This window comes from Streptomyces humidus (genome assembly GCF_014649655.1).
Lineage (GTDB): Bacteria > Actinomycetota > Actinomycetes > Streptomycetales > Streptomycetaceae > Streptomyces > Streptomyces humidus.
Genome location: NZ_BMTL01000005.1, coordinates 137,511 through 151,576 on the forward strand (window position 1 = coordinate 137,511; position 14,066 = coordinate 151,576).

The following is a 14,066-nucleotide window of genomic DNA, read 5'->3' on the forward strand; positions in this document are numbered from 1 at the left end:
CGGGAGAGGGAAGCCATGACCGACGCACCAGCGAACCAGGAAGTGGTCGCGGCCCTGCGCGACGCCCTGAAGGAGACCAGCCGTCTGCGCCGGGAGAACCAGAGCCTCCAGGCCCGTGCCGGTGAGGGGATCGCGGTGGTGGGGATGGCGTGCCGGTTGCCGGGTGGGGTGGTGTCGCCGGAGGGGTTGTGGGATCTGGTGTCGTCGGGTGGTGAGGGTGTGTCGGGGTTTCCGGTGGACCGGGGGTGGGATCTGGAGGCGTTGTTCGACGCGGATCCGGAGCGGCCGGGGACGTCGTACACGCGGTTCGGCGGGTTTCTGCACGATGCGGGTGAGTTCGATGCGGAGTTCTTCGGTATCTCGCCGCGTGAGGCGTTGGCGATGGATCCGCAGCAGCGGGTGTTGCTGGAGTCGGTGTGGGAGGCGGTGGAGCGGGCCGGGATCGATCCGTCGTCGTTGCGGGGCAGCCGCACCGGCGTCTTCGCCGGGGTCTTCGGGTTCCGCGACCCCCACCTCGGCACGCCGTCCGACAGCTCCGAGGGACGCCGTCTGACGGGTGGTGCGGCGAGTGTGTTGTCGGGTCGGGTGAGTTATGCGTTGGGGTTGGAGGGTCCGGCGGTGACGGTGGACACGGCGTGTTCGTCGTCGTTGGTGGCGTTGCATCTGGCGGTGCAGTCGTTGCGGTCGGGGGAGTGTTCGCTGGCGGTGGTGGGTGGGGTGACGGTGATGTCGTCGCCGGGGACGTTCGTGGAGTTCTCGCGGCAGCGGGGGTTGTCGGTGGATGGGCGGTGTCGGTCGTTCTCGGCGTCGGCGGACGGTACGGGCTGGTCGGAGGGTGTGGGTGTGCTGGTGTTGGAGCGGTTGTCGGATGCGCGGCGGGGGGGGCGTGGGGTGTCGGCGGTGGTGCGGGGTTCGGCGGTGAATCAGGACGGTGCGTCGAACGGGTTGACGGCGCCCAGTGGTCGGGCGCAGGAGCGGGTGATGCGGGAGGCGTTGGCGGGGGCGGGGTTGGGTGCGGGGGAGGTGGATGTGGTGGAGGCGCATGGGACGGGGACGCGGTTGGGGGATCCGATCGAGGCGCGGGCGTTGTTGGCGGTGTATGGGCAGGGGCGTGAGCGGCCGTTGTGGTTGGGGTCGTTGAAGTCGAATGTGGGGCATACGCAGGCGGCTGCGGGTGTGTCGGGTGTGATCAAGATGGTGTTGGCGATGCGGCACGGTGTGTTGCCGCGGACGTTGCATGTGGAGGAGCCGACGCCGCATGTGGACTGGTCGGCGGGGCGGGTGGAGTTGCTGGTCGAGGCGCGGGAGTGGCCGGGCGGGGAGGGGCGGCCGCGTCGTGCGGGGGTGTCGTCGTTCGGGATCAGCGGCACCAACGCCCACGTCATCCTCGAAGAAGCCCCGCCCGTCGACCTCCCTGCCGGCCTCCCCGACCCGGCCGTCCCCCACGATCTGCCCGTGCCGCTGCTTCTCTCCGCCCGCACACCGCAGGCGCTGCGCGAGCAGGCGGGCCGACTGCTCCCGTTCCTGCGCGGACCGGGGACCCCGCTGCGTGACCTGGGCTTCTCCCTGCTGACCGCGCGCTCCCTCTTCGACCACCGCGCCGTGGTGTGCGGCGCCGACCGGCAGACCGTCGTCGACGCGGTCACCGCCCTGGCCGCGGGCTCGCCCAGCCCGGACGTCGCCGAGGGCGAGGCCGCGCTGGACGGCTCGGTCGCCTTCGTGTTCCCGGGTCAGGGGTCGCAGTGGGCGGGGATGGCGGCCGGACTGCTGGATTCGTCGGCGGTGTTCGCGGCGCGGATGGCGGAGTGCGAGGCGGCGTTGGCGCCGTTCGTGGACTGGTCGCTGACGGAGGCGGTGCGGTCGGGTCGGGCGTGGGAGGGGGTGGATGTGGTGCAGCCGGCCCTGTTCGCGGTGATGGTGTCGTTGGCGCAGGTGTGGCGGTCGTTCGGGGTGGTGCCGGACGCGGTGGTGGGTCACAGTCAGGGGGAGATCGCGGCGGCGGTGGTGGCGGGTGCGTTGTCGCTGGAGGACGGGGCCCGGGTCGTCGCCCTGCGCAGCCGTGTCCTGGACTCCCTGGCCGGACGCGGCGGCATGGTCTCCCTCGCCCTGCCGCCCGACCGGGTGCGCGAACTCGTCGCGGAACGCCCCGGACTGTCGCTCGCCGCCCTCAACGCCCCGACGGCCGCCGTCGTGTCCGGCGACCCCGCCGCCCTCGACGGCCTGCTCGCCGACTGCGAGGCCCGGGGCGTACGCGCCCGGCGCGTCGACGTCGACTACGCCTCCCACTGCGACCACGTCGAGGAGATCCGCGAGGAACTGCTCGACGCCCTCGCCGGACTGCGCCCCGTCCGCAGCCCTGTCCCCGTGTACTCCACGGTCGCCGACGGCGGATGGCTCGACACCGAGCGCATGGACGCCGACTACTGGTACCGCAACCTGCGCGAGACCGTCGCCTTCGAACCCGCCGTACGCGCCCTGGCCGCCGCGGGATTCACCGCCTTCGTCGAGGTCAGCCCCCACCCGGTGCTCACCATGGGAGTGTCGGAGACCGTCCAGGACACCGGCGCCGTCGCGCTCGGCACCCTGCGGCGCGGCGAGGGCGGCATGCAGCGCGTCCTGCGGTCCCTGGCGGAGGCCTTCGCCCACGGCGTCCCCGTCGACTGGAGCCCCTTCTTCGACGGCACCGGAGCCCGCACCGCCGACCTACCCACCTACCCCTTCCAGCGCAGCCGTTACTGGCTGAACCCGCCCACCGCCGCGGACCCCGGCCCCGCCGCCGACGCGGCCGACGCCGGGCTGTGGCAGGAGATCGAGAGCGAGGACACCGGGACCGTCGCCCGCTCTCTCGGCGTGGCCCCCGACGCCGCCGGTGAGGTCCTGCCCGCGCTGTCCGCCTGGCGGGAGCGGCGGCTGGGCGAGCGCCGGGCCGGCGCACTGCGCCACCGCGTCGCCTGGCGGCCGGTGTCCCTCGCCGCGTCGGCCGTCCTCCCCGGACGCTGGATCGTGGTCCGTCCCCGGCAGGCCGGCGGCCAGGACGGCGTCGTAGCCCTGGCCGCCGCCGGCGCCGAACCGGTCGTCGTCACCGCGGGCGGTCCGGACGACGACCGCGCCGCCCTCGCCGAAGCGCTGCGCGCCGCCCTCGCCGACGGCCCGGCCGCCGGGGTGCTCTCGCTGCTGGCCGACGAGGAACGCCCGCACCCGGCCCACGCCGACGTGCCGGGCGGACTCGCGCTCACCCTCGCCCTGGTCCAGGCACTCGGCGACGCGGGCAGCACGGCGCCCCTGTGGGTCGCGACGCGCGGCCTGGTCGCCGTCGGCGGCGGCGAACGGCCCGGCGCGTGGACACAGGCCGCCGTCGCCGGTCTCGGACGGACCGTCGCCCTGGAACGCCCCGACCAGTGGGGCGGCCTGGTGGACCTGCCCGCCGAGGTGGACGAGCGCGCCGGCGGCCGGCTCTGCGCGGTGCTGGCTCAGGTGACGGACGAGGACCAGGTCGCCGTGCGGTCCTCCGGTGTCTTCGGGCGGCGGATCCTGCCCGTCACCGGGCGCCGCGAGGTCGCGCAGAGCCCGGCCCCGCACGGCACCGTGCTCCTCACCGGCGGAACCGGCGGCGTCGGCGCCCACGTGGCCCGGGACCTGGCCGCACGCGGCGCCGAGCACCTGCTGCTCGTCGGCCGGCGCGGCCCGGCCGCCCCCGGAGCCGACGCGCTGCGCGCCGAACTCACCGGGCTGGGCGCCCGGGTGACCATCGCCGCCTGCGACGCGGCCGACGGCGCCGCCCTGCGGGAGCTGCTCGAAACCGTCCCCGCCGACGCGCCCCTCACCACCGTGATCCACGCCGCCGGCGTCCTCGACGACGGCACCCTCGACACCCTCGACCCCGGCCGCCTCGCCTCGCTGATGAGGGTCAAGGTCACCGCCGCCCGCGCCCTGCACGAGGCCACCGCCGAGCTGGAGCCCACCGCCTTCGTGGTCTTCACCTCCTTCATGGGCGTCCTGGGAAGCGCGGGCCAGGGCAACTACGCCGCCGCCAACGCCGCACTCGACGCGCTGGTCGCACAGCGCCGGGCGGCCGGACTGCCCGGCACGGCCGTCGCCTGGGGCGCCTGGGCCGGCGGCGGTCTGGTCGAGGCCGGCACGGCGGAGCGACTGAAGTCCCTCGGCATCGCCGCGATGGATCCCGGCGACGCCGTCCGGGCCTACCGCGCCGCACTGGCGGACGACGACGAGCTCGCCGTCGTCGCCGACGTCGACTGGGAGCGCTTCCGGCAGGCCGTCGGACTGCCCGGCGGCGCACTGCTGAGCGCCCTGCCCTCCCGCACGGCGCCGGCGGCCCAGGACTCGCGGGAGCGCCCGGTGCGCGGCGAACTCGCCGCCCTGCCGGCCGCCGAGCGCGTCCGCCACGTCACCGAACTCGTCCGCACCCATGCGGCGGCCGTGTTGCGGCACCGGACCGGCTCCGACATCCCGGCCGCCCGCGCCTTCGCCGAACTCGGCTTCGACTCGCTCACCGCCGTGGAACTGCGCAACCGGATCGGCGCCGCGACCGGACTGCGCCTGCCGGCGACCGTGCTGTTCGACCACCCCACGCCCCGGGCCCTGGCCGCCCACCTGCTCACCGAACTGGCTCCCGGCGACGCCGGACCGGACACCGCGGACCCCGCCGCCGCGACCGGCGCGACGCACGCGGACGCCCACGACGAACCCGTCGCCGTCATCGGCATCGGCTGCCGCTTCCCCGGCGCCCACGGCCCCGAAGCCTTCTGGGAGCTGCTGCGCGAGGGACGCGACGTCATCGCCGACTGGCCGGCCGACCGCGGCTGGGACACCGCCCGGCTCTACCACCCCGACCCCGACCGGCCGGGCACCGCCTACAGCCGCAGCGGCGGCTTCCTCACCGACGTCGCGGGATTCGACGCGGCCTTCTTCGGCATCTCCCCGCGCGAGGCCCTGGCCATGGACCCCCAGCAGCGGCTGCTGCTGGAGACCTGCTGGGAGACGGTCGAGCACGCGGGCATCGACCCGGCCTCGCTGCGCGGCCGACCGGTCGGCGTGTACGTCGGCACCAACGGCCAGGACTACGCGCTGCGCCTGGACGGCGCCCCCGACGTGTCCGAGGGCCACGCCCTGACCGGCAACACCGCCAGCGTGCTGTCCGGCCGGGTGTCCTACGCGCTGGGCCTGGACGGCCCCGCCCTCACCGTCGACACCGCGTGCTCCTCCTCCCTGGTCACCCTGCACCTGGCCGCCCAGGCCCTGCGCCGCGGCGAGTGCGCCCAGGCCCTGGCCGGCGGGGTCACCGTGATGAGCACACCCAAGCTGTTCGTCGAGTTCAGCCGGCAGCGCGGACTCGCCCCCGACGGCCGCTGCAAGGCCTTCGGCGCGGGCGCCGACGGGACGGGCTGGGCCGAGGGCGTCGGCATGCTCCTCCTGGAGCGGCTCTCCGACGCCGAACGCCACGGCCACCGCGTCCTCGCCGTGCTGCGCGGCACCGCCGTCAACCAGGACGGCGCCAGCAACGGCCTCACCGCGCCGAACGGACCGGCGCAGCAGCGCGTGATCCGCGCCGCGCTCGCCGACGCCCGTCTCACGCCCGACGACGTCGACGCGGTGGAGGCGCACGGCACCGGAACGCGGCTCGGCGACCCCATCGAGGCGCAGGCCCTGCAGAGCGTGTACGGCGAGGGCAGGAGCGCCGAACGGCCGGTCCGGCTCGGCTCGGTGAAGTCCAACATCGGTCACACCCAGGCCGCCGCGGGCGTCGCCGGCGTCATCAAGATGACCCTCGCCCTGCGCCACGGCGTCCTGCCCGCCACCCTGCACGCCGACGAGCCCAGCCCCCACGTCGACTGGGCCACCGCGGGGCTGCGGCTGCTCACCGAGCCGACGCCCTGGCCGCGGACCGACCGGCCGCGTCGCGCAGGCGTGTCCTCGTTCGGCATCAGCGGCACCAACGCCCACGTGATCGTCGAGCAGGCGCCCGCCGTCCCGGCCGGCCCGCCGCCCCGGCCCCTGCGACCCCGGCCCGCACGCCCCCTGCCGCTGCTGCTGTCCGCCCGCACCCCGGCCGCCCTGCGCGCCCAGGCGGCCCGGCTCTCCGCCCACCTGGACGCCCACCCCGGCCTCCAGCTGCCCGACGTGGCCCGCGCCCTCGCCGGCCGCTCGGCCCACGGCCACCGCGCCGCCCTGACCACCGACGACCGGACCGCGGCCCGCGCCGCGCTCGACGTGCTGGCCGCCGGGGAACCGGCCGCCGCAGTCCTCACCGGCACGGCCGCGCCCGGCCGCACCGCGTTCCTCTTCCCCGGCCAGGGCAGCCAGCGTCCCGCCGCGGGCGCCCGCCTGTACCGCGAGGAACCGGTGTTCGCCAGGGCCCTGGACGATGTGCTCACCCACTTCACCCCGCACCTGGACGCACCCCTGCGCGAGCTCCTCTTCGCGGCCGACGGCAGCCCCGAGGCACGCCTGCTGGACCGCACCCGCTACACCCAGCCCGCCCTGTTCGCCCTGGAGGTCGCCCTGTCCCGGCTGCTCGGCCACCGGGGCGTCGTACCGGACCTGCTGCTCGGGCACTCGGTGGGCGAACTGACCGCCGCGCACGTCGCCGGAGTCCTCGACCTGCCCGACGCCTGCGCCCTGGTCGCCGCGCGCGGCGCGCTGATGGAGCAACTCCCCGACGGGGGCGCCATGGTGGCCGTCGAGGCCACCGAGGACGAGGTCGCGGGGCGACCGGACGGCGCGGTGGCCGTCGCCGCCGTCAACGGGCCGCGGTCCGTGGTGCTCAGCGGCGACGAAGACGCCGTCCTCGCCGTCGCCGCGGCCTTCCGCGCCCGCGGCCGCCGCACCCGGCGCCTGCCCGTCAGCCACGCCTTCCACTCGCCCCGCATGGACGGCATGCTCGACGCCTTCCGCGAGGTCGCCGCCGGACTGTCGTACGCCGAACCCCGCATCCCCGTGGTCTCCAACCTGACCGGCAGGGCCGCCACCGCGCAGGAGCTCTCCTCCCCGGACTTCTGGGTCCGGCACGTGCGGAGCACCGTGCGCTTCCTCGACGGCGTGCGGGCGCTGGCGGACGCGGGCGCCACGACCTTCCTGGAGGCCGGGCCGGGCGGCGCGCTCTGCGCCCTGCTGGCCGAGTGCCTTCCCGGCGGCGAGGCGATCCCGCTGCTGCCCAAGGACCGTCCCGAGGGACCCGCCGTCCTGGACGCCCTGGCCCGACTCCACGTCCGGGGCGTGGCCGTGGACTGGACGGCCGGAGCCGACGACGCGCCGTCCGTCGGGCACGTCGATCTCCCCACGTACCCCTTCCAGCACGAACGGTTCTGGCCGCAGCCCACGTCACCCGGCGGCGCCGACCCCCTGTGGGACCTGATCGGCCGCGCCGACGCCCCGGCCGTCGCCGAGACGCTGGGCCTCGCCGAGCACGCGCCGCTGCGCGACGTCCTGCCCGCACTGACCGCCTGGCGCTCCCGGCACGAGGAGGAGGCCGAAGCCGCCCGCCACCACCACCGCGTCGACTGGCGGCCGCTGCCCGCCCTCGGCGCGGCCCGGCTCGGCGGCGCCTGGCTGCTGGTCGCACCCGACGACGCCGACGACGCCGGCGACGCCGTCGAGGAGCTCGTGGCCGCCTGCGGCCGCGCCCTCGGCGAGCACGGCGCCCGGGTGAGCGTCCTGCGCACCGCCCCCGAACCCGCCGCGCCGGAACTCGCCCGGCGCCTCGCGGACGACGTCACCGGCGTCCTGTCCCTCACCGGGCGGCTCCCGCTGACCGTGCGTCTGCTGCAGGCCCTCGGCGACCACGGCAGCCGCGCCCGGCTGTGGTGCGTCACGTCCGGCGCGGTGGCGACCGCCCCGGACGAGGCGCCCGACCCCGAGCAGGCACAGGTGTGGGGCCTCGGCCGGGTCGCCGCCCTCGAGCACCCCGACCGCTGGGGCGGGCTCGTCGACCTTCCCGCACATCCCGACGCCGCCGCCCTGGCCGCGCTGTGCGCCTGCCTCGGCGGCGAGGCCGGTCCCGAGGACCAGATCGCCGTACGGCGGTCCGGGCCGCTCGGCCGCCGGATCGTCCCCGCGGCCCCGGCCGCCGCCCCCGCCTGGACGCCGCGGGGCACCGTGCTCGTCACCGGCGGCACCGGCGGGATCGGCGCCCACGCGGCCCGCTGGCTGGCCGCACGGGGCGCCGAGCACCTCGTGCTGACCGGGCGGCGCGGCCCGCGGGCTCCGGGAGCGGCCGAACTCCGCGCGGAACTGGAGGCGGCCGGAACCCGCGTGACGATCGAGGCCTGCGACGTCGCCGACCGCTCCCGCCTCGGCGCGCTCCTCGACCGGCTCGAGGCGGACGGCGACACCCCGCGTGCGGTGTTCCACGCCGCCGGAACCGTCACCGACACCCGCATCGAGCACTGCACCCCCGAACGGCTGCGCGCCGAACTCGCCGCCAAGGCCGACGGCGCCGACCACCTGCACGACCTCCTCGCCGGCACACCGCTCGACGCGTTCGTGCTGTTCTCCTCCATCGCCGGGGTCTGGGGCAGCGGCGGTCAGGGCGCGTACGCCGCCGCCAACGCGCACCTCGACGCGCTCGCCGCCCGCCGCGCGGCCGCCGGACTGACCGCGACCTCCGTCGCCTGGGGCCCCTGGCAGGACACCGGAATGGCCGCGGGCGAGGCCGGCCGCGCACTGAGCCGCCACGGACTGACCGGCTTGGCGCCCGCCGTCGCGCTCGGCGCGCTCGGCCGGATCCTCGGCGCGGGGGAGACCCACGCCGTGGTCGCAGACGTGGACTGGGCGCGGTTCGTCCCGGTGTTCACCTCCGTACGGCCCAGCCCGCTCCTGGAGCCGGTGACGGCCGATCCGCGGGAGACGAGCGGACGGCGGGAAGACGCGGAGACCTGGCTGGAGCGGCTGACCGCCCTGCCCGGGGCGGAGGGCCGCCGACTCCTCGTCGGCCTCGTCAGCCAGGAGGCGGCACGGATCCTGGGCCACGCCTCGGCGGACGGCGTCGACCCCGACCGCCCGCTGCGCGAGATCGGGTTCGACTCCATCACCGCCGTCGAGCTGCGCAACCGTCTCGTACGGGCCACCGGCCTGAACCTGCCGGTCACCGCCCTCTTCGACCACCCCACCGGCACCGACCTGGCCCACCGCATCCACGCCGACCTGACCGGCACCGGCAGCACCGACGCCGACACCGCCGCCCGGCCTCCCGTGGACGTGCGAGAGGGCGACCTCGACCGTGCGGGAGATCCCCTCGCCGTCGTCGCGATGGCCTGCCGCTTCCCGGGCGGCGTGTGCACCCCCGAGGATCTGTGGCGGCTCCTGGCCGACGAGGTGGACGCGATCGGCCCCCTGCCCGCCGACCGCGGCTGGGACACGAACGAGACCTTCCCCACCTCGGGAGGCGGCTTCCTCGACGAGGCCGGCGACTTCGACGCCGCCTTCTTCGGGATATCCCCGCGTGAGGCGCTGGCGATGGACCCGCAGCAGCGGCTGCTCCTGGAGGTCTCCTGGGAGGTGCTGGAACGCGCCGGCATCGACCCCCTCACCGTGCGCGGCAGCCGGGGCGGCGTGTTCGTCGGGGTCGCCTCCCAGGGCTACGGCAACGGCGCCGGGCCCGGCGCCGCCTCCGACGAGGTGGAGGGACATCTGCTCAGCGGCAACGTCACCAGCGTGGCGTCCGGCCGGATCGCCTACACGCTGGGCCTGGAGGGCCCGGCGGTGACCGTGGACACCGCCTGCTCCTCCTCGCTGGTGGCCCTGCACCTGGCCGGGCAGGCGCTGCGCTCCGGCGACTGCTCCTTCGCGCTCGTCGGCGGCGCCGCCGTGATGGCCGCCCCGGACGTCTTCCTGGAGTTCGCCAAGCAGGGCGGCCTCTCCGCCGACGGCCGCTGCCGCTCGTTCGCGGACGGCGCCGACGGCACCGGCTGGGGCGAGGGAGCCGGCGTCCTCCTGGTCGAGCGGCTCTCCGAGGCCCGCCGGAACGGCCACCCCGTGCTGGCCGTCGTACGCGGCACCGCCGTCAACCAGGACGGCGCCAGCAACGGACTGACGGCCCCCAACGGGCTGGCCCAGCAGCGGGTCGTCCGCCAGGCGCTGAGCAGCGCGGGTCTGCACGCCGAGGACGTGGACGCCGTCGAGGCGCACGGCACCGGCACCGCCCTGGGCGACCCCGTCGAGGCCCAGGCGCTGCTCGCCACGTATGGGCAGGGACGTGAACGCCCCCTGTGGCTCGGGTCGTTGAAGTCGAACATCGGCCACACCCAGGCCGCCGCCGGCGTGGCCGGCGTGATCAAGACCGTGCTGGCCATGCGGCAGGGCGTGCTGCCCCGGACGCTGCACGCCGACACGCCCACCCCGCAGGTGGAATGGTCCACGGGGGCCGTCCGGCTGCTGGACCGCGCCCGCCCCTGGCCGGAGACCGGCCGGCCCCGGCGTGCCGGCGTCTCCGCGTTCGGCATGAGCGGCACCAACGCGCACGTCGTCCTGGAGTCGGCGGACCCCGTGCGTGCGGTGCCGGCGGCGGACGAAGCCATGCCCGCGGCCCCCGCGGAGCCGGACCCCGCGCCCGCGGAGCAGGAGGCCTCGGACCCGGCGGAGGTTGCGTCCAGCGCCCTCCCCACCGGCGCCCCCGAGCCGCGGGCCGCCGACCCGGCCGAGGCGCCCGCCGTCCCGCTGCCGTGGCTGCTGTCCGCCCGCACCCCGGCCGCCCTGCACGATCAGGCCCGCCGTCTGCACGACCACCTGACCGCGCACCCGGACCTCGCACCCGCCGACATCGCCCGCACCCTCGCCACCGGCCGCTCCGCCCTGCCCCACCGCGCCGCGGTGATCGGCGCGGACCGCGCCGGGCTCCTGGCCGGTCTCGCCGCAGTGGCCGCCGGCCCGGCCGCTCCCGTGCAGGGCAGCGCCCGCGGCGGCGCCAGGACCGTGTTCGTCTTCCCCGGCCAGGGCTCGCAGTGGGCCGGCATGGCCGTCGAACTGCTCGACAGCGCACCGGAGTTCGCCGCGCAGATCGCCGCGTGCGAGCGGGCCCTCGCCCCGCACGTCGACTGGTCGCTCAGGGAAGTCCTCGGCTCCGTCACCGAGTTGGAGCGGGTGGACGTCGTCCAGCCCGCCCTGTTCGCCGTCATGGTCGCGCTCGCCGCGCAGTGGCGGGCGGCCGGGGTGCGGCCCGACGCCGTCGTGGGACACAGCCAGGGCGAGATCGCCGCCGCCTGCGTGGCCGGCGTCCTGACCCTCGAGGACGCGGCGATGATCGTGGCCCTGCGCAGCCGGGCGCTGCGCCGGCTCTCCGGAACGGGCGGCATGGCCTCCCTGGCCATCGGCGAGGAACGCGCCCGCGCCCTGATGGCCCCCTTCGGGGAGCGGGTCTGCGTGGCCGCGGTCAACGGCCCCGACGCCGTCGTGGCCGCCGGTGAGCCGGACGCCCTGGACGGCCTGGTCGCCGCCTGCCGGGCCGACGCCGTCCGCGCCCGGCTCATCCCCGTCGACTACGCCGCCCACTCGGCCCAGGTGGAACAGGTGCGCGACGACCTGCTCACCGCCCTGGCCGGGGTACGGCCCCGGCCGGGAGACGTGCCGCTGTACTCCACCGTCACCGGCGAACGGATCGACGCGACGGAGCTGACCGCCGACTACTGGTACCGCAACCTGCGGGAACCCGTCGCCTTCGACCGCGCCACCGACCGGCTGCTCGCCGACGGACACGACCTGTTCGTCGAGACCAGCCCGCACCCCGTGCTCATCGCCGGCGTCGACGGCACGGCCGACCGGGCCGGCCGCCCGGCCACCGCCGTCGGCACCCTGCGGCGCGACGACGGCGGCCCCGGCCGGCTGCTCACCTCGCTCGCCGAGGCCTGGAGCGCAGGCGCCGAGGTGGCCTGGCCGCGGCTGCTGCTCCACAGCGCCCCCGGCGCTCAGCGGGTCGACCTGCCCACGTACGCCTTCCAGCGGACCCGCTACTGGCTGCCCAGCCCGGGCCGGGCCGCGCGGGCGGACGGGCCGGCGGACGGCGCCTTCTGGGCGGCGGTGACCGAGGGCGACCCGGCCCGGCTGGCCGCCGCCCTCGGCGCGGACCCCGGCCAGGCGCCCGAGAGCTTCGGCCCCGCGCTGCGCGAGGTGCTGCCCGTCCTCTCCGGCTGGCGCCGCGCCCGCGAGGAACAGCGGGCCCTCGACGCCTTCGGCTACCGACTGAGCTGGCAGCCGCTGCCGGAGCCGGCCCCCGCCGCACCCGCCGGCGACTGGCTGGTGGTCGTGCCCGAAGGCCACGCGGACCTGCCGCCGGCCGGCGCCTGCCTGGACGCGCTGCGGCTCGGCGGGGCCCGGGTGCGCACCGTCACCGCGGATCCGGCGGCCCCCGGCGACGTCTTCCGCGCCGTGAGCGAGACCGTGACGGCCTCCGACACCGGTGTGCTGTCCCTGCTCGCCCTGGACGGACGCCCCGCGCCCGGCTCCGCGGCGGCGCTCACCGCCACCCTGGAACTCCTGCGGGCACTGGACGCGACGGGCGCTCCGGCCCCGCTGTGGTGTGTGACCTGCGGAGCCGTCGCGGTACACCCCGACGAGCCCCTCACCCGTCCGGGCCAGGCCCCGCTGTGGGGCCTCGGCCAGGTCCTGGGCCTGGAACAGCCGCAGCGCTGGGGCGGCATCGCCGACCTCCCGGCCGACCCCGGACCAGACGAGGTGCGCCTGCTCGCCGGGCTGCTGGGCGGCGGCCACGAGGACGACCACCTCGCCGTCCGCGCCGACGGCGCTCACGTACGACGTCTGGTCCGTCCCTCGCCCGCCGCGGCGCCCGCGTCCGACGGCTGGAGCCCGGCGGGCGGCGCCGTCCTGGTGACCGGCGGCACGGGAGCGCTGGACGCGGACCTCGCCCGCCGGTTCGCCGCCGACGGCGCCCGGCACGTCGTCCTCGCCACCGGCGGCGAGCCGCCGTCCGGGCTGCGCGAGGAACTCGCGGCCCTGGGGGCCGCGCTGACCGTCGCTCCGACACCCGCCGACCTGCCCCGGCTGCTGTCCACGCTGCCCGCCGAGGCGCCGCTGAAGGCCGTCGTCCACCACGCCGACGCCCCCGCGGCGCCCGGCACGGCCCTCGCCGACCTCACCCCCGAAGCGCTGGAGGAGAACGTCCGCCAGACCCTCGGCCCGGTGCCGGACCTCGTCCGACTGCTCGCCCCCGAGACCGCCGTCGCCGTCCTGTGCCCACTGAGCGGGGTCTGGGGCGCGGCCCGCGAAGCCGCGGCCACCAGCGCCTACGCCGGCCTGCGCGCGCTGCTGCGGGCCGCGGGCGGACGCCGCTTCCTGATGGCCGTCGGCGGACTCGACCCGCGCTCGGAGCAGACCGAGCGCCCCCTACCCGCCGCCGCGGTCGCACGGGCGCTGGGCCGGGCCCTGCGGGGCGCCGGACCCGATCCCGTCCTCGCCGACGTGCGCTGGGACCGGATCGTCGCCGCCGTGCCGACGGACCGGGCGCTGCGCCTGCTCGCCGGACTGCCCGAAGCCGCCGTCGACGCCCGGTCCGGCGAACAGGAGACCGGCGCGGGCGAACTCGCCGCGCGGCTCGCGCCGCTGGACGAACCGGCCCGCCGACGGCTGCTGCTGGATCTGGTCGCCGACCACGCGGCCGCCGTCCTCGGCCACCCCGACCGCCGGTCGGTCCCCCCGGACCAGGCGTTCTCCGCGGTCGGCTTCGACTCGATGCTCGCCGTGCAGTTCCGCAACCGGCTGCGCGCGGCGACCGGCCTGCCCCTGGCGGCGACCGCCGTCTTCGACCACCCCACCCCGCTGGCCCTGGCCGGCCACCTCCACGAGGGACTGTGCGGCCTGCCCGACGCGCCCGCACCCGCGCTCGCCGAACTCGACGCGCTGGAGGCCGCCCTGACCGCGGCCGACCCGGGCGCCCCCGGCGCCGACGGCATCGGAGCCCGCCTGCAGAACCTGATGCGTGTCTGGGCCCGGCGCACCGCGCCCGAGGACCGGCCGTCCGACGCCGAGGACATCGGCTCGGCCAGCGCCGACGAGCTCTTCGAACTTCTCGACAACAACTTCGGAATGGCCTGAGGAGCAGA

At 77.0% G+C, this 14,066-nt stretch carries 1 protein-coding gene; it reads left to right on the top strand.

From position 1 onward, the window contains the following. Positions 1-15 precede the first annotated feature (15 nt). On the top strand, positions 16-14,058 hold the full coding sequence (locus tag IE239_RS07335) for a type I polyketide synthase (protein ID WP_190148442.1): 14,043 nt from the start codon (positions 16-18) through the stop codon (positions 14,056-14,058). Positions 14,059-14,066: the final 8 nt, after the last annotated feature.